Annotated in this window: 17 protein-coding genes; 9 read left to right on the top strand and 8 right to left on the bottom strand. The window is 52.0% G+C overall.

Features of this window, described 5'->3' with window-relative positions:
- Positions 1 to 38: 38 nt before the first annotated feature.
- A complete protein-coding gene (locus KNP75_RS10435) occupies positions 39 to 452 on the bottom strand; it encodes a VOC family protein (RefSeq protein ID WP_034776645.1) in 414 nt (137 codons plus the stop codon).
- 154 nt (positions 453 to 606) lie between these two features.
- Between KNP75_RS10435 and KNP75_RS10430 the strand changes: the two genes are divergently transcribed.
- The 3 genes from KNP75_RS10430 (at position 607) to nfsA (ending at position 3,648) form a co-directional block, all read left to right on the top strand.
- Positions 607 to 1,188, top strand: coding sequence for a DUF2238 domain-containing protein (locus KNP75_RS10430; RefSeq protein WP_251128234.1), 582 nt, complete (start codon positions 607 to 609; stop codon positions 1,186 to 1,188).
- A 108-nt stretch (positions 1,189 to 1,296) separates the two neighbouring features.
- Positions 1,297 to 2,766: a catalase gene (locus tag KNP75_RS10425; RefSeq protein ID WP_214825148.1), complete on the top strand. Its 1,470-nt coding sequence runs from the start codon at positions 1,297 to 1,299 to the stop codon at positions 2,764 to 2,766.
- 132 nt (positions 2,767 to 2,898) lie between these two features.
- Positions 2,899 to 3,648: an oxygen-insensitive NADPH nitroreductase gene (gene nfsA, locus KNP75_RS10420; protein ID WP_215190338.1), complete on the top strand. Its 750-nt coding sequence runs from the start codon at positions 2,899 to 2,901 to the stop codon at positions 3,646 to 3,648.
- A gap of 22 nt (positions 3,649 to 3,670) precedes the next feature.
- Here nfsA and KNP75_RS10415 read toward each other — a convergent pair whose 3' ends face one another.
- From KNP75_RS10415 to KNP75_RS10405, 3 genes are all read right to left on the bottom strand, one after another.
- Entirely contained in the window at positions 3,671 to 4,792 is a 1,122-nt protein-coding gene (locus tag KNP75_RS10415; protein WP_215190337.1) for a redoxin family protein, read from the bottom strand.
- Positions 4,793 to 4,855: 63 nt separating this feature from the next.
- Positions 4,856 to 6,256, bottom strand: coding sequence for an MBL fold metallo-hydrolase (locus tag KNP75_RS10410; protein WP_034776653.1), 1,401 nt, complete (start codon positions 6,254 to 6,256; stop codon positions 4,856 to 4,858).
- A gap of 69 nt (positions 6,257 to 6,325) precedes the next feature.
- A complete protein-coding gene (locus KNP75_RS10405; RefSeq protein WP_029595926.1) occupies positions 6,326 to 6,622 on the bottom strand; it encodes a rhodanese-like domain-containing protein in 297 nt (98 codons plus the stop codon).
- A gap of 113 nt (positions 6,623 to 6,735) precedes the next feature.
- On the opposite strand from KNP75_RS10405, the gene KNP75_RS10400 reads away from it, so the two are divergent.
- The 5 genes from KNP75_RS10400 (at position 6,736) to KNP75_RS10380 (ending at position 12,024) form a co-directional block, all read left to right on the top strand.
- Positions 6,736 to 7,107 carry a rhodanese-like domain-containing protein gene (locus KNP75_RS10400; protein ID WP_251128233.1) on the top strand — a complete coding sequence of 124 codons (372 nt, stop codon included), beginning with the start codon at positions 6,736 to 6,738 and terminating at the stop codon, positions 7,105 to 7,107.
- A 42-nt stretch (positions 7,108 to 7,149) separates the two neighbouring features.
- Positions 7,150 to 7,929 carry a sulfite exporter TauE/SafE family protein gene (locus tag KNP75_RS10395; protein WP_034776656.1) on the top strand — a complete coding sequence of 260 codons (780 nt, stop codon included), beginning with the start codon at positions 7,150 to 7,152 and terminating at the stop codon, positions 7,927 to 7,929.
- Positions 7,930 to 8,124: 195 nt separating this feature from the next.
- On the top strand, positions 8,125 to 10,032 hold the full coding sequence (locus KNP75_RS10390; RefSeq protein WP_215190336.1) for an LTA synthase family protein: 1,908 nt from the start codon (positions 8,125 to 8,127) through the stop codon (positions 10,030 to 10,032).
- Positions 10,033 to 10,136: 104 nt separating this feature from the next.
- The gene (locus KNP75_RS10385; protein ID WP_215190335.1) at positions 10,137 to 10,751 is read left to right on the top strand and encodes a class I SAM-dependent methyltransferase; all 615 of its coding nucleotides are present in this window, start codon (positions 10,137 to 10,139) and stop codon (positions 10,749 to 10,751) included.
- 22 nt (positions 10,752 to 10,773) lie between these two features.
- Positions 10,774 to 12,024 (top strand): MFS transporter, encoded by a 1,251-nt coding sequence (locus KNP75_RS10380; protein WP_215190334.1) that lies wholly within the window; start codon positions 10,774 to 10,776, stop codon positions 12,022 to 12,024.
- Between the two features lie 27 nt (positions 12,025 to 12,051).
- Here KNP75_RS10380 and KNP75_RS10375 read toward each other — a convergent pair whose 3' ends face one another.
- From KNP75_RS10375 to KNP75_RS10360, 4 genes are all read right to left on the bottom strand, one after another.
- On the bottom strand, positions 12,052 to 12,246 hold the full coding sequence (locus KNP75_RS10375) for a hypothetical protein (RefSeq protein WP_034776662.1): 195 nt from the start codon (positions 12,244 to 12,246) through the stop codon (positions 12,052 to 12,054).
- Positions 12,247 to 12,352: 106 nt separating this feature from the next.
- Positions 12,353 to 12,901 (bottom strand): cysteine hydrolase family protein, encoded by a 549-nt coding sequence (locus KNP75_RS10370; RefSeq protein WP_215190333.1) that lies wholly within the window; start codon positions 12,899 to 12,901, stop codon positions 12,353 to 12,355.
- 64 nt (positions 12,902 to 12,965) lie between these two features.
- Positions 12,966 to 13,703, bottom strand: coding sequence for an ABC transporter permease (locus KNP75_RS10365; RefSeq protein ID WP_034776666.1), 738 nt, complete (start codon positions 13,701 to 13,703; stop codon positions 12,966 to 12,968).
- Positions 13,681 to 14,619 carry an ABC transporter ATP-binding protein gene (locus tag KNP75_RS10360; protein ID WP_034776668.1) on the bottom strand — a complete coding sequence of 313 codons (939 nt, stop codon included), beginning with the start codon at positions 14,617 to 14,619 and terminating at the stop codon, positions 13,681 to 13,683. Before KNP75_RS10360 ends, KNP75_RS10365 begins: the two co-directional genes overlap by 23 nt.
- A gap of 334 nt (positions 14,620 to 14,953) precedes the next feature.
- Here KNP75_RS10360 and KNP75_RS10355 point away from each other — a divergent pair, with 334 nt between their 5' ends.
- Positions 14,954 to 17,800 (top strand): 2-oxoglutarate dehydrogenase E1 component, encoded by a 2,847-nt coding sequence (locus tag KNP75_RS10355; RefSeq protein ID WP_215190332.1) that lies wholly within the window; start codon positions 14,954 to 14,956, stop codon positions 17,798 to 17,800.
- Positions 17,801 to 17,811 lie beyond the last annotated feature (11 nt).

The following is a 17,811-nucleotide window of genomic DNA, read 5'->3' as shown; positions in this document are numbered from 1 at the left end:
CCATCGCGGATTAAACTGCGATGGGGTCTTTGTCATAGTCACGCCTCGTGACTGAACTGCCATTGGACACCGAAACGGTCTTCGACCATGCCGTACGCCTTGCTCCAAAACGTCTCTTGGAGCGGCATGAGGACATGGCCCTCGTCTGACAAGGCCTCGAATTCGCGACGAATCGCCTCGAGGTCGTCGGTCACGACGGCGAGAGTAATGTTTTGCCCGAACGTCACCGGACCGTCCGGCATCGCGTCTGAAAACATGAGCGATGTACCATGGACGTTCAGACGAGCGTGGAGGACGAGGTCGGCCATCTCGTCTGGGACCGGTTCGCCGTCCGGTCCAGGCTGGGCTGCGAACGTCATAATCTCTGGTGCGGGCTCGCCGAACACGTCCGCATAAAATAGCACGGCGTCGCGGCAGTCACCGTTGAAGTTGAGATAAGGATTGATCGGCATGAGAGTTCCTCCTTGAATCGTTTTTTTCAGTATGGAACATATGGATGCGTGAAGAATCCGACAAAAGCACGAATTTTCGAACTGGGTTGTTGAAATGTTCGCTGAAACGGGAATGAACAAGATGAGACATTCTAACGAAAGAAGGCGCGTTACATTGAAACTGACACGAGGACGTCTATTGGAATTCGGGTTCGTGTTGTTCATGGCAATTATTCTCGTCACGTCGATCATCGAAGGGGAATGGTTTGACGCGAGCGTCGCTGGGGCGGGGATCGTGTCGGGATTGATTCCGTTCATTCTCGAGAAGACGTTCAAGACCGAGTTCGACGCCAAGATGAAAGTCGCCTATATCTTGTTCTTGTTCGCATCGCAATATTTGGGCTCGATCGTCGGTTTATATTCGAATGGATGGTGGGACACGTTTCTGCACGTGTTGAGCGGCGTGTTCTTGGCGTTTCTCGGCTTCGATTTCTTAAGTCGACTTGATGAGGACATCCGGCTCGAGATGCCGAAGCGGTTCGTCTTCGTCTATATCGTCGTTTTCGCAATGGCCGGGGCAGCGCTTTGGGAAATGTATGAATTCACATCGGACTTGGTGTTGAACACGACGATGCAAGGGAACGGGAATGATGACACGATGGTCGACATCGTCGCGGGATCACTCGGAGGTATCATTGCGGCTCTCCTTGTGACCGAAATCCATCGGAAAGAACAGCGTAACAAACGTAAAAATTGAAAGCGATTTCAAAAACGCTCGAGTCCATCGAGCGTTTTATTTGTAATAATTATTATCTTTTAATATTATTAATCTTGTAATAATGATTATTAAGAGGAGGCAATATTAATGGATCAACACCGTCATCTAACTACTAACCAAGGCGTCCCAATCGGGGATAACGCCAACTCCATCACAGCGGGTCGTCGCGGCCCGACACTTCTCGAAGATTATCAGCTAATTGAGAAACTCGCCCACTTTGACCGTGAGCGCGTACCGGAACGGGTCGTTCATGCCCGTGGCGCCGGAGCCCACGGTGTCTTCAAAGTTAAAAATAGCATGAAACGATATACAAAAGCCAAATTTTTGCAGGAAGAGGGACAAGAGACACCAATCTTTGCTCGCTTCTCGACGGTCATTCACGGTCTCGGCTCACCAGAGACGCTTCGTGACCCGCGTGGATTCTCGGTCAAATTTTACACGGAAGAAGGGAACTACGACTTCGTTGGAAACAACTTGCCGGTCTTCTTTATCCGTGACGCCATCAAATTCCCGGATGTAATCCACTCACTCAAACCGGACCCGCGGACGAACCTGCAAGACCCAGACCGTTTCTTCGACTTCATGTCGCTCACGCCGGAATCGACGAGCATGCTCATCCATTTGTTCAGTGACGAGGGGATCCCAGCGTCCTACCGTCACATGCGCGGCTCATCGGTCCACTCCTTCAAATGGGTCAACGAATATGGAAACACGGTGTACATAAAACTCCGCTGGGTCCCGAAACAAGGTATTAAAAACTTGTCGATGGAAGAAGCGGCGAAAGTGCAGGCCGAAGACTTCAACCATGCGACACGCGACTTGTTCAACGCCATCGAGGAAGGCGACTTCCCAGAATGGGATCTCTACGTCCAAATCCTCGACCCGGCCGATATGGACAACTTTGACTTCGATCCGCTCGACGCGACGAAAGATTGGTTCGAAGACGTCATCCCGTATCAACTTGTCGGTACGATGACACTCAACAAAAACGTCGACAACTTCTTCGCCGAGACAGAGTCGGTCGGTTTCAACCCGGGTGTGCTCGTTCCTGGGATTCAACCGTCTGAAGACAAGATGCTCCAAGGCCGCTTGTTCTCGTATTCGGACACGCAGCGTTACCGCATCGGGGCGAACTACTTGCAACTCCCAATCAACTGCCCGTTCGCACAAGTGTCGAACAATCAGCGTGATGGGGCGATGCCGTTCAAACAACAGACGAGCCCGGTCAACTATGAACCAAACCGCTATGAGGACGCACCGAAACCGGACGCGGCTTATATCGAGACGGAACAACCGCTCACAGGCGTAGCCGGACGTCAAAAAATCGAGAAGACGAACGACTTCGGTCAAGCGGGTGAAGTGTACCGTCGCTACTCGGAAGAAGAGAAGACGGCGCTCGTGAACAACTTGGTGGCACACATTAAAGAAGTTCGCCACGAGAACACGGTGCTGCTCTTGATCTGTAACTTCTATCGGGCCGACCGCGACCTCGGCGCGCGTCTCTCGGAAGCACTCAACGTCGATATCACACCGTTCTTGAGTCAAGTGACGGAATAACTTGTCCGCAACAGAGATGCGTAGCTGCATCTCTGTTTTTGTTTTTTTACCTTAGGAGGATAAGTGGTTCGAATCTCAAAAATTGTCCCGAGCCCGTCCATATGCCAAGATAAGAAAAAAGGGGGATGTTACATGAACCAAGTCATTGACACACTACTGAACCACCGCTCCGTCCGCTCGTTCACGGACGAGACGTTGACCGACGAACAAATCCGGCTCATCGTCGAGAGCGCCCAGCGCGCCTCGACGTCGAGCTTCATCCAAGCCTATTCCATCATCGGGATGACCGACCCGGAGAAGAAAGCAAGGCTGGCCGAGATCGCCGGTAACCAGCAGTACGTGATCGACAACGGTCACTTCTTCGTCTTCTGCGCCGATTTGTATCGACATGAGTTAATCGGTGAACTACGGGAGGCCGAAGTGAATGCGACGCTCGAGACGGACGAGAAGCTGCTCGTCGCGGTCATTGATGCCGCGCTCGCTTCGCAAAATGCCGTCGTGGCCGCGGAATCGATGGGCCTCGGCATTTGTTACATCGGTGGGATTCGCAACGATATGTTCGCTGTGAAGGAACTGCTCGGTTTGCCGGAGCGGGTATTGCCTCTCTTCGGACTTGCCGTCGGTGTACCGGAGCACGTCGAAGGCCAGAAACCGCGTCTCCCGTTCGAACATATTTATCACGAGAACACGTACGTCGCAGACGCCGGGCAACTCAAACAAGAACTCGATGCGTATGATGCGACGATTCACGACTACTATGCGGTCCGCGGGTCGAACCAACGAAGTGACACATGGACCGGACAGATGGGTCGGATGCTGTCGAAACCGACCCGGCTCGACGTGAAAGATTTCCTAAAGACGCAAGGCTATTTGAAGCAATGAAAAAACCGCCGGGAGGCGGTTTTTAGTTTGTCTGAGCATCGAGCCAGGCGTGGTCGATCGCCCCGAATTGCTTGGCGATGATGACCCCATTTTCATCAAGGACGTATGTTGTGGGCATCGCTTGAATCCGGTAGGCGTTTCCGACGATTCCTTCCTCGTCATAGACGACCTTGAACGCATCTTCATATGGGGCGACGAACGTCCGCGCATCCTCGATGTCCCGTTCACTCGTCGTCGTATTGACGGCGACGATGGTCACATCGTCTTGTTCTCGGGCAAACTTGGCCATGTCCGGCATCTCGGCCCGGCATGGCGGGCACCACGATGCCCAGAAGTTGACGACGACCCGCTCACCGCGTAAATCTTTCAAGTTGAACGGCGTCCCATCGGTTCGCTTCAACTCAAAATTCGGTGGGATTTGGCCGATGTTCAATCCGGTCTGGGACGAGTCGGCCTCGAGCCGTGGCGTCTCGTCCGGTAAGCTCGCGTTGATGACGGCGAGCACGACGATGAGCCCGAGTCCGTATTGGACCGCCTTTTGAGATGGCCGTGCTACATATGTGGCGACGGCGATGAGAAGAAAGAGCGGAATGAGCCACCACAACTCGAATGTATCGGTCACAAGCGACCCGACCGACCAAATCGCGAACGCACCGACCACGGTCCAGAGTAACAATCCGAGCGTAGGACTCTGCATCCAGCGCCATGTCGTGACGAGCAGCAAGGCGATCAGGACGGCCATATAGATATGGAGCGGTTGCGGAGATGAGAGCAATGGGAGCATCCCATATTTGGGGACGACGAGCGTCACCGCAAACCAAAAGACCAAGGCCGAGAACAACCAATAGCCACGAAGGCTAGGCGTGAGCCGGAATACAAAAATAGCAATCACGGCAGCGGCAATGAGAAGTGACCACGTGCCGCCGGTCGCATAAAGGGATAAGGCCAAACTTCCTGTCGACGCGAGACCGAGGACGATCGCGCTTCCTTTCCAAGCGAGAAAGCCGGCGAACCATGTGCCGAGGACGGCGTCGCGCTCTTTTTCCGACAAGCCGATTTTTTTAAAGCCGATGTAGAGAATAAGTAGGCTGGCCATCATAGCCAGCAAATCGAGTCGAACGTTCAATGGACCGATGGCAATCACAGAATCCCTCCTAGAGAAAAAGCGCCCAAACGAGTGGGCGCTTTCTTTGTTTGTAGTATAGCATTAGCCGATTTGTTCTGCATTGAGGACAGTCTTCATCGCGCCATAGCCACCGAGGATGTTTTGGATATCCTTGTAGCCGAGTGATTGAAGCACACTCGCGGCCATCCGTGAACGGACGCCAGATGCACAGTGAACGGCGATTGTTTGATCTGTCGGGAGACCTTCATGGTCGCGTGCCAGTTTACCGAGTAGGATGCGCTCGGCTTTCTCGTAGTGGCTCGCGTTCCATTCTGTCGCATTCCGGACATCGAGGACGAAAACGTCACCTTTTTCTGCCGACTCGATCGCTTGTTCCGCTGTCACATCTGTGTACGTTTCCGTCAACAGTTCTTGACCGAGTTCTTCGACTGGGACGACGAAGCGGAGACGGTCGAGACCGATCGATTGGAGGTCCGTCTGTACTTGATCGACATCTTCCGCGCTCGCGATGAGCGTGATGTCTTTGTCGAAGTTGACGAGCCAGCCGGCCCATGAGACGAACTTCGTGTTGTAAGGGATGTTGATTGTGCCCGGGACGTGCCCTTTGGCGAACTCTTCCCCTTTACGCGTATCGACGACTTGTGTTTCCTCGACGAGCGTATCGAGGCGGTCCGAACCGACGACTTCTGGACGAGCGATTTCGTTCGTGACTTGGATGCCTTCTTTGTTCACTTTTTTCATCATCGCGAAGTAGTTCGGCGGTTCTGGTTGGTCCGTCGTCAACTCTTTGATGAACGCGTCTTTGTCTGTCATTTGAAGCGCCCAGTTCGTCGCTTTCTCGTAACCGACCGTCGATGTCGGGATGGCGCCGAGCGCTTTCCCGCAGGCACTTCCGGCACCATGGCCCGGCCAAACTTGAACGAAGTCAGGAAGGTCTTTGAACTTTTTGAGCGAGTCGAACATTTGCTCGGCACCGATCGCTGTCGTTCCTTTTACACCGGCTGCTTCTTCGAGCAAGTCAGGACGACCGATATCGCCGACGAAGACGAAGTCGCCTGTGAAGATACCCATTGGTTGTGTTTGGTTCCGGTCGTAGAGCAAGAACGAGATATGTTCTGGCGTGTGACCTGGTGTATGCATAACTTCGAGTGTGACGTTACCGACTTTGAACGTGTCGCCATCTTTGACAAGTTTTGAGTCGATGTCTTTCGCGAATGCATATTTCCATGACGCGTCGCCTTCGTCTGATAGATAAGCCGTTGAACCGGTACGTTTCGCAAGCTCGAGTGAACCTGAGACGAAGTCGGCGTGGATATGAGTCTCAGCCGTCGCGACAATCTTCATGCCTTCTTTTTCAGCTTCTTGAAGATAAGGTGTGATGTTACGGGCCGGGTCGATGACGACGGCCTCGCCGGTCATTTGGCAACCAACCATATAAGATGCTTGTGCTAATTTTTGATCATAGAAATAACGTAATAACATGTGAAATACCCCCTAAGAATAGTTGACTGTAAACGATTGTCGTTTTTGAAATATATATATAGAAGATTGTTAGACTGTTTCGCCCGTCCAGCTCATCATGCCGCCATCGACGTTGATGACATCGAAGCCGAGTGAATCGAGGTAAGCCGAAGCGTTCATGCTTCGTCCGCCTGCTGCACAGATGACGTGAATCGGTTTCGAACGATCGAGCTCATCGACTTTCGCACCGAATTCAGAGAGTGGCACGTTTTTTGCTTGCTTGATGTGGCCACCTGCAAATTCGTCTGTCTCCCGAACATCAATCAAGTTGAGTGTCTCGTCAGATTGAAGCAATGTTTCTAGTTCAGTTGTCGAAATGGTTTTCATGAGTCATTGATCTCCTTTGTGATTGTAGAATTTTTGAAGTGAGTTTCTTTCGTTGTTTTTAATATACCCCCTGAGGTATACTGAATGCAAGAAAAAGAATCGGAGGTCGAAAATTGAAGAAATTAATGCTGATTTTATCGATTTTGGTGCTGGTGACGATCGGAATCGTTCTTTTCACGTCCAAAGAGACTGGAATTACAAAAATCGACGTCGAAACACTACAAAACAGATTGGAAAACGAAGAAATAACCTTGTTAGACGTCCGAGAAGTAGACGAATACGAGGGGGGGCATATTGAAGGAGCGGTGAACGCACCACTTTCTTCATTAAATGAAACCGAATTATCTTATCCGAAAGATGAACCGATCTATGTCATCTGCCGGAGCGGAAATCGAAGTGCCCAAGCGGCACAACTGTTGAAAGAACGTGGCTACACTGAAATTTATGATGTCTCGGGCGGTATGATTGCCTGGGAACAAAAATAAAAACTTACTTATTATATAGGGTAGGGAATTGGAGGAATTGATATGGAATTTGGATTTATCATCACCATCTTTTTGATCGGCTTTATCGGGTCGTTCATTTCAGGGATGGTCGGAATTGGCGGATCGATTATTAAATATCCGATGTTGTTGTATATTCCACCGCTCCTCGGCTTCGCGGCGTTCAGCGCCCATGAAGTATCGGGGATTAGCGCGATTCAAGTCTTCTTCGCGACGATCGGTGGGATTTACGCATACCGGAAAGGCGGTTATTTGAACAAACAGCTCATCTTGTATATGGGTGTCGCCGTCTTGATCGGGAGTTTCATCGGCGGCTACGGCTCGACGCTCTTGTCTGAGAACTTGATTAACGTCGTTTATGCCGTGCTCGCGACCATTGCGACAATCATGATGTTCTTACCGAAAAAGAATGTCGAGGATGTTCCGCTCGACCAAGTCACATTCAATAAAGTGATTGCATCGAGCTCGGCGTTCATCGTCGGGGTGGCAGCAGGGATCGTCGGGGCAGCAGGAGCGTTCATCTTGATGCCGATCATGCTCGTCGTGCTCCGGATTCCGACGAAGATGGCGATCGCGAGTTCGCTTGCCATCACGTTCATCTCGTCGATCGGTTCGACAGCGGGAAAAATCATCACCGACCAAATCGTGTGGGAACCAGCCGTCATCATGATCATCGCGAGTTTAATCGCGGCACCGCTCGGCGCGAACGTCGGCAAGAACATGAAGACGAAGTCACTTCAAATGATTTTGGCGTTACTGATTTTAGCGAGTACAGTAAAAATTTGGATGGACATCATCGGTTAATCGAATCAATGTTAAATGGCTACCAAGGCGACTTGGTAGCCTTTTTTGTGTAAAGACTGCAATGGAATTGTTAAGTTTATGTATAGTTGTAAACGTCGATTAGTTGAATCGGGTTCACAAGAACGTTAAAATAGAGGCTATACGTCTAAAAAGAAAATGAACCTTTCACTTGAATTGCATATAAGGAGTGTTTACATGAATCACACGAATCAACCGAAAGGAAGAATGGACCGATTCCGCCAAGCGGCGCTCGACTCGTTCAAAACACATCGTCTGTTCTGGGTGTTCACCATCTTGTTATGGACGAAGTCGCTAATCGCGTATCAGTTCTTCTTCAACATGCCGGCCGAGAATGCGGTCCAGGCATTTATTCTCATCATCAACCCGCTCAGCTTCACGTTGTTCTTGTTCGCCTTCAGCTTCTTCTTCGGGGGAAATAAGAGGAAGTGGGCGCTTTATGGTCTATATCTCGTCTCCTCGCTCATCTTGTTCGCGGATACGACCTATTACCGTGAGTTCACGGATTTCTTGACCGTACCAGTCCTATTCCAATCGTCGAACATGGAGACGCTCTCGTCGTCATTCCTCTCGCTTCTCGAATGGAAAGACTTGCTCTTGTTAGGTGATCTCGTCGTGCTCCCGTTCCTACTATGGAAAATGAAAGAGACGAGCCAAGCGTCACAGCGCCGCGTCTTGATCACATTTACGGCAGCCGCCGCCATGTTTGGGTTCAACCTCGTCCTTGCGGAAACGGAGCGTCCAGAGTTACTCACGCGCTCGTTCGACCGGGAACTGTTGGTCAAAAATTTAGGAACGTTCAATTTCCACGTCTACGATGCCATGCTTCAAACGAAGACATCGGCCCAAAAAGCGCTCGCGGACGGTTCTGAACTGGATGAAGTCGAGAACTTCACACGTCAGAACTATGCGGCGCCGGACCCAGAGATGTTCGGGAAGTATAAAGGCAAGAACGTTGTCGTCGTCTCGTTCGAGTCGGCTCAAAACTTTACGCATAACATGAAAGCGTCGAACGGCGAGTACATCACGCCGAACTTGAACAAACTGATCGAAGAGTCCCACTACTGGCCGAACTATTACCATACGACCGGCCAAGGGAAGACGTCAGATGCCGAGTTCGCACTCGATAACTCGCTCTATGGCCTCTCGCGTGGAGGAGTCTACTTCACGAACGCCGATAACGAATACAACGCGTTACCAGAAGTCATCAAAGAAGATAACTACTACTCGGCCGTGTTCCACGCCAACAACAAGTCGTTCTGGAACCGCGACCAGATGTATCAAAACATCGGCGTCGACAAGTTCTTTGACGAAGCCAGCTACGACCTCGGAAACCCTGAGGATATGACGGAGTGGGGTCTGCTCGATGATGAGTTCTTCCGCCAATCGGTACCGATGCTCGAAGAGCTGCCGGAACCGTTCTATGCGAAGTTCATCACGCTGACGAACCATTTCCCGTACACGATGCCGAGTGAGAAGCACGAGCTCGTCCCGAAATTTGAGACGAACTCGACTACGCTCAACAACTTCCCGCAGGCGCTCGCCTATCAGGATTATGCCCTCGGCTTGTTCATCGACGAGTTGAAGGCGAACGGCATGTGGGATGACACGATTTTCGTCGTCTACGGTGACCATTACGGCATCTCGACGAACCATAACGCCGCCATGGCGGATCTGCTCGGGAAAGACGAGTTGACGCCATACGACGTCGCCAAGCTCCAAGCGGTCCCGTTCGCGATTCATTTGCCGGGACAAGACAAAGGTGAAGTGCACGAGACGATCGGAAGTCATGTCGACATGAACCCGACGATTCAGCACTTGCTTGGAATCGATACGTCAGAACAGGTCGGATTCGGGAACGACTTGTTCTCGAAAGAGCATTATGACCGCGCCATCTTCCGTGATGGAACGGTCGTGACGCAAGACCATCTGTTCACGCAGTCGCTGTGCTATGACGCCAAGACTGGCGAAGTCGCAGAAGACGGTGAGGCGTGTACACCACTTGAATCAGAAGCGAACAAAATCCTCGAGATGAACGACCAGCTCATCTATTCAGATTTACTCCGCTTCAAACAAGCTCAATAATGAAGAGAGAAAAGATTGGAAACAGTCTTTTCTCTTTTTTTTGTGGTCGTCGCGCCTTAGGAAGACTAAGATGAGAGAAGTGCACATCAGAAAAGGAGAACGAGATGACATTAGATTATACGGGAGAACGGGTCATCCCAGATCGCATGGACCCGCTGAACGGCTTGTTGCTTGAACATATCGCGCGTTACCATTTCGCCCTCTTATACATGAATGGACGCGTCCTCGATTTTGCGAGCGGGAGCGGATACGGCAGTCAATTGATCGCCAAGAACTTGAAGGGGACCGTGACCGAGGTCGTCGCGCTCGACTTGTCGGAAGAGGCGACGCGCTATGCGAAAGGGAGATATCACCATCCGAACGTGGCCTATGTAGTAGGCGACGTGTTAGACCGGACGTTGCCGGAGAAACTCGGGACGTTCGACTGCATCGTCAGCTTCGAGACGATTGAACACGTGACCGATTATGAGGCGTTCATGGCGAACGTGTGGGAACTCCTGAAACCAGGGGGCATCTTGGTGTTATCGACACCATTCGGGCAAGGTGTCGGGCAACCGACGAACGAGCCGTTCCATGCCCACCAGTTCACCGAGGCCGAGTTTGAGGAATTATTTACGCCATTCACGTCGACCGAATTTTATTATCAACGAGGTGTGCTCGTCGAACCGAAACGGGCGACCCGCCATTATCCGATTGGAATCGTGATCGCGGTGAAATAGTAAAACGGGGAGGGGGAGTAAGATGGGAAAAATTAAAAAACCATCCTATTATGGATGGTACATGGTCATGATCGCAGGGCTCGGCGTCTTTTTCTCGGGTCCCGGTCAGACATATTTTATCTCAGTGTTTATCGATCAATACATAACCGACTTCGGTTGGTCGCGTTCGGAAGTGTCGAGCATCTATTCGGCGGCGACGCTCGCTTCAGCCGCCTGTCTGTTCTTCGTCGGTCGATTGATCGACCGGTTCGGGCAACGCGTCATGATGGTGCTGGCATCGATTCTCTTAGCCGTCGCCTGTCTGTTCAATAGTTATGTGGTGAACTTGACGATGCTCTTCTTCGGGATTTGGATGCTCCGTTTATTTGGACAAGGCTCGATGACACTCATTCCGAACACGCTCGTTCCGCAATGGTTCATCACGAAACGCGGGCAAGCGCTCAGTTATATGGCGATTGGCGGCTTCTTGAGTTCGGCTGTCTTTCCTCCGCTCAACGTTTGGCTTGTCGGTTTGATCGGCTGGCAGACGACGTGGCAAGTGTGGGGACTCCTCGTGTTCGTCTTGTTCACGCCGCTCGCTTACCGCTTCGTCCGCAATCGACCGGAGGATATGGGGTTGTTGCCGGATGGCGGGACGAACCCACACCCGAGTCCAAAGACGGCAGGTGCACCGATTCATGTCGACATCGACTTCACGTTCAAAGAAGCGCTCAAGACACGGGCGTTTTGGCTGATTCTCTCGTGTATCGGGATTCCGGCGCTCGTTAACACGGCCATCACGTTTCATCTGATTTCGATTTTTGAAGAGCAAAGTCTGCCTCCTGTCACGGCGGCACTCGTCTTAAGTTTGATGGCGATCCTTGGGTTTCCGGTGACGTTCATCGCTGGACGAATCATCGATGTCGTGAAAATCAATTACGTGCTCATCGGGATTTTCGTCACCGAAATCGTCTTCATGGTTATCTTGCAGTATACAACGACGTTCTCGCTCGCCATTCTCTTCGGGGTCATTTGGGGGATCAGCAACGGTTTTGAACGCATCGCCTTGAATTACGTCTGGCCGTATTACTTCGGTCGCGCCGCGCTCGGCAGCATCAGCGGGCTGGCGACGTCTGTCATGGTGCTCGGTTCTGCGGTCGGCCCGCTTCCGTTCGGGATCGCCTACGACCTGTTCGGGAATTATGAGATGATCATTTGGTATTCGCTCGTCTTCCCGCTCATTGGTATCGTAGCTGCCGCTTTGGCGGTGAAGCCGACACTCGTCCGCTCGTGATGACACAAAAAATCCCGATGAACGAAGTCATCGGGTAATGAAATAGTATAACAGGCCGAGCGCCACGAAGGAGATCGGGAACAGGACGATATACGTCCACGACACCATCGACCAGCTTTTCTTTTGACTGTAGTCTGACTTGTCTTTTCCGAGCCCGACCATGATCGTAAAAATGAGGGCAATCAAGCAAACGAGTAGCGATAATCCGATTGTGAGATACATATTGTCACATCCTTCTTTGTTTCTTCATATATCAAGCATAGCTGAAAACGTAACGAAAAAGCCTCTGAAATGTTGGGATTCTGTGTCCAACAATCAGAGGCTTTTATCACACCTGGGTATCTTTTATATACGTGTCGGCATCATCGATTGGAATGCCAAGCGCCTCGTGGATGACGGTCAAGGCGCTGTCGTTGCGCTTGTCCGTCTCGGCGGCGACACAGTCGCGCGGGACGTGGAGCTCATACTCACGCATATAGCCGTCATTCGCCGAGAACAGGATACAGATATCCGAGGCGACACCGGTCAGGACGAGTGATGTGACGTCAAGTTGACGCAGCAAGATGTCGAGTTGTGTCCCGTAAAACGTCGAGTGTCTCGGCTTGATGATGAAGTATTCTTTTTCTTCCGGCGCGATCCGTTTGGCGATGGTGCTGCCTTTCGAAGACTCGACGTGCCGGATGATATCCTCGGTGCTATCTTTCCACTGCCCGAAGTTATCGTTGCAGTAGATGACCGGCCAGTCGTTCTCTTTAAAGTGACGTTTCAGTTTCAAAATCGGGTCGACGATCGGCTCCGTATGTCGAAACAGGTCTTCTCCTCCGACGAAGTCGAAGTCGTTAAACAGATCGATGATGAGTAACGCCGTCTTTGGCATCGTGGTCCCTCCATTCAAAGAAGTCTCTGTATAGGAAGTACCACACTCGTTCAGCCGTTAATCGTCATTCAGCAAACGTTTTGCTGCGGAACATGAACGCCGTGATGATATAGAAGGCGACGATGTGAATCAAGACGTAGAACGCCGAGAACCAAATCGTCACGTCCATCGTCTCCATGAAACCTGGGCTTTGGTAATAGATCGACAAGTCCGTGTGTAAGAAGACGATCCATTTGGCGATGGCCGGTTTCCACGCGATGAGAAGTCCACCGATCATCGTCGAGACGAAGTTTGCGAGCACGGTGAAGCCGATCACGACCCCGACCGATTTGAAGACGACCGAGAACATGAGCGTCAAGAAGATGACGAACACGCCGCTCGAGACGCTAAGCAGGACATTGCGGAACTGCTCGAGCGTCAACTCCCCGTCGAGCGTCAACGCAAAACCGTACGTGACGGCAAGGATGAACACGAACTGGGCGAGCATGATGAGAAGGGCGGCCACAAGTTTCGACAGTAAAATTCGATCGCGCGAGTAAGGGCTCATGAGTAGATGCTTCAACGTATCAAATTTCAACTCGTTCCCAATCATCTCAGCGGTGAAGACGATCGTGAAGATGCCGAGGAACGTCATCGCCGCCATCGTCGCATAGTTGACGAACGTTTCCGCGTCACCTGGGTTGTTGCCGCTCCGGACGATGAAGTACGTTAAGACGATGATCCCAGTGTACATACCGAGTGCGACGAGCGGTTTAATCGTACGTCGCCATTTCATGAACTCATTGGCTAGTAATGAACGCATTGTTCGTGCCTCCTTCTTTTTTCGTCAATTTCAAGAACTGTTCTTCAAGTGTCTCGTGTTTCATCCCGATCTGATAGACGGCGATGTCACGTTCGACGAGATGTTTCAACAAATGCGGGATATCGGTTTCCGGACGCGGGACGATGAACGTCTCAGCTGACTGTTGAATGATTTTCACATCATCAAAAGCGAGTGCGACGACATCGAGCGCTTCGTTCATCTGCTCGCGGCCGACTTTACAGAGGATGACACTTTCCGTCTTAGCCTCACCGTCTCCGCCTTGGACCGACTTGATTTGTCCTTGATCGATGATGGCGAACCGGTCGGTGATCAGTTCCATCTCGCTCAATAAGTGACTCGAGATGAGGATGGCGATGCCGCGGTGGTCGGCTAAATGCCGTAAGTAGTTGCGCAAATCAGCGATGCCTGCTGGGTCGAGACCGTTTGTCGGCTCGTCGAGGATCAATACTTTCGGATTATGGAGCAGGGCACGGGCGATGCCGAGTCGCTGTTTCATCCCGAGTGAGTATTGTTTCACTTTCATATCGAGCTTTGTCTCAAGTCCGACGAGGGCACCGAGGGCGTTCAAGTCGACTTTCTTTAGACCAGGAATCAAATTCATCGCGTGAATCAGGTTCTCGCGGCCCGTCAAATACGGATAGAAGGCCGGGTTTTCGACGATGGCACCGATGCGACTGAGCGCTTGTTGGCGTTCTGTCGAGACGTCGAATCCGTCGACGGTCACTTTGCCGTGTGTTGCTGGCATGAGGCCGGTGATAATACGGATCGTCGTCGTCTTCCCGGCGCCGTTCGGGCCGAGGAAGCCAAAGATTTCTCCGGGCGTGACGTCAAAACTTACATTCGTCAGGACGTTCGTCTGGCCCATTTTCTTGTGTACATTTTGTACGGATAACATAGGGTCACCTTGCTTTCGTTGAGAGTATTTTCCAACTGGACACCCTTATATACGGACTGGATTGAAACAAGGTTTCACCTTTTTTTGAAACTGTTGAAACAAAGCGTTGATTTCACAATTAGTTGATAAGGAAAACTTATTGAAATAGTATGGACGAATTGTGAATTTGAAAGGGTCTTTCTACAGGGAAAGGTGTAGTATGAAGAGGAGAGAAAGAGGCAAGATTTGGCTCTTTTTGCAGGACGAATCAGATGGATGAACTGCTTCGTGCTTAATGTTAAAATGAAAGCGTTCACACATCGGACGCACAGGAACGGATAGGGGGATTTATTCAATGGGAGAGTCGTCGAACGGTCGCGAAGAAGTGCAAGCATTTTATGGTCCAAACTTAGGCTACATCGTTGAATTATATGAGCAATACGTGGAAGACCCAGAATCGGTCGACGCGGAGACGCGTCAATACTTTGACGAACACGGGGCACCGGAAGCGAGCGCGCCTGTCGCGCCGGCTGCATCGTTTGATTTAGAGAAAGTCGTGGCAGCGACACGGTTGGTCAATGATATCCGGGCACTCGGCCATAAAGCGGCCGATATCTATCCGCTCAAAGACCACCCGCGCGAACACGGCTTGTTTGCGTTTGACCGCTACGGGTTGAGTGAGGCCGACCTCGAGCAAGTACCAGCTCACTTGTTGTCGGAAGACGTGCCAAAACCGGGCGCGAACGCGCTCGAACTCGTTCGTCATTTGCTTGACGTCTATACGGGCACGGTTGCCATCGAGCTCCGCCACTTGGACGATATGGAAGAGAAGCGTTGGATTCGCCGCCGCATCGAGCAAGGCGCATTGAAAGCGAAGTACTCGAAGAACGAGAAAATCGAGCTCTTCCAGCGTCTAGCCGAGACAGAGTTGTTCGAGTCGTTCCTTCATAAAACATACGTCGGACAAAAGCGCTTCTCGATCGAAGGGCTCGACGCGATGGTGCCGCTCCTTGACGCCATGGTCGGCGGCCTCATCTCGAGCGGGTCAGAACATATCAATATCGGGATGGCCCACCGCGGACGCTTGAACGTACTCGCGCACGTGCTCGGCAAACCGTACGAGATGATCTTCGCCGAGTTCCAACACGCCCCGAACAAAGAGTTGATCCCGTCGGAAGGATCGATCGGCATCAATTTCGGTTGGTCCGGCGACGTCAAATATCACCTCGGTCTCGACCGCAGAGTGTTAGAAGAGAAGAAAGAGGTCCGATTGAACCTCGCCAATAACCCGAGTCACCTCGAGTTCGTCGGTTCGGTCGTCGAAGGGTATACGCGTGCCGCGCAAGACGACCGCTCAGAAAAAGGGATGGCGGTACAACATGACGACAAGGCCGCATCGATCTTGATTCACGGAGACGCCGCGTTCCCAGGTCAAGGAATTGTCGCCGAGACGCTCAACATGACGAACTTGCAAGGCTATCGTACAGCGGGGACGGTCCATGTCATCGCCAACAACACGATCGGCTTCACGACCGACCCGAGCGACTCGCGCTCGACACGTTATGCGAGCGATATCGCCAAAGGCTATGAGATTCCAGTGTTCCACGTTAATGCCGACGACCCGGAAGCGTGTGTCGCCGTCGCCAAACTGTGCAGCGAGTATCGTGCCAAGTTCCATAAAGACATCCTCGTCGACTTGGTCGGTTACCGCCGCTACGGTCATAACGAGATGGATGAACCGATGAACACGAACCCGGTGCTCTATAAAGCCATCAAAGAACACCAATCGGTCCGTCACGTCTACGCAGATGTGCTCGAAGCGGAAGGTGTCATGTCGAAAGAAGACAAGGCGACAATCGAACAGTCGATCGAGGATCGTCTCAAGTCGGCCCGTGACCTCGTCCCGGCCGAAGAAGAAGATGCTGACATCGTCTTGCCGGAAGCGGTCCATAAAGGATTCCCGTTCGTCGAGACGGGCGTGGAACGTGATGTGCTCCAACAATTGAACGATGAATTGCTCGTCTGGCCGGAAGGCTTCGGCGTGTTCCATAAACTTCAAAAAGTGCTTGAGCGTCGCCGTGACGCGTTCGCGGACAATGGGAAAGTCGACTGGGGCCATGCTGAGACGCTCGCCTATGCCTCAATCATCTCGGACGGCACGCCGATCCGCTTGAGCGGGCAAGATTCAGAGCGCGGAACGTTCGCGCAGCGTAACATCATGTTGAACGATGTCGAGACTGGCAAGAAGTTCTCGCCGCTCCATCACTTGTCGACGGCGAACGCCTCGTTCTCGGTCCACAACAGCCCGCTCTCAGAAGGCTCGGTACTTGGTTTCGAATACGGCTATAACGTGTTCGCCCAAGATACGCTCGTCCTATGGGAAGCACAGTACGGTGACTTCGCCAACTCGGCGCAAGTCATGTTCGACCAGTTCATCTCGGCCGGTCGTGCCAAGTGGGGCCAAAAATCAGGTCTCGTCATGCTGTTACCGCACGGCTATGAAGGCCAAGGGCCAGAGCACTCGAGCGCCCGGATGGAGCGTTACTTGACGCTCGCCGGAGAGAAAAACTGGACGGTCGCGAACTTGTCGACGGCCGCGCAGTACTTCCACATCTTGCGTCGTCAGGCGAAGATGCTCGGTACAGAACAAGTCCGTCCGATGATCATCATGACACCGAAGAGCCTGCTCCGTCATCCGCTTGCAGCCTCATCGGTCGATGAACTGTCCGACAATAACTTCCGTCCGATCATCGAACAAGTTGGTCTCGGTGAGAATCCGGAGCAAGTCGAACGTCTCGTCTTCTGTTCAGGGAAGATGGCAATCGATTTGCAAGAAGCGACGATGAAGTCAGAGGAGTCACTCGACTTCCTGCACATCATCCGTGTCGAAGAAATTTATCCGTTCCCGGTCCGTGAGATCCGTGAATTGATCAGCCGCTATCCGAACGCGAAAGAGATTGTCTGGGTCCAAGAAGAGCCGAAAAACATGGGGGCTTGGACGTACATCGAGCCTCGCCTCGAAGCGGTCACGTCGAACCGATTGAACGTCCGCTACGTCGGCCGCCGCCGTCGTTCGAGCCCGGCCGAAGGAAATCCGACGGCCCATAAACAAGAACAAGCACGTATCATCCGTGAAGCCATCTCACGTGACGCCGTCTCGGCTGCTGCCGGCACGAGCACATACCAAAAAGATCGTAAATAAGTTAAGGGGGA

Origin of the sequence: Exiguobacterium sp. s6 (assembly GCF_018618155.1) — a bacterium.
GTDB lineage: Bacteria > Bacillota > Bacilli > Exiguobacteriales > Exiguobacteriaceae > Exiguobacterium > Exiguobacterium mexicanum_A.
This window is presented reverse-complemented; position numbering and strand designations above follow the sequence as displayed.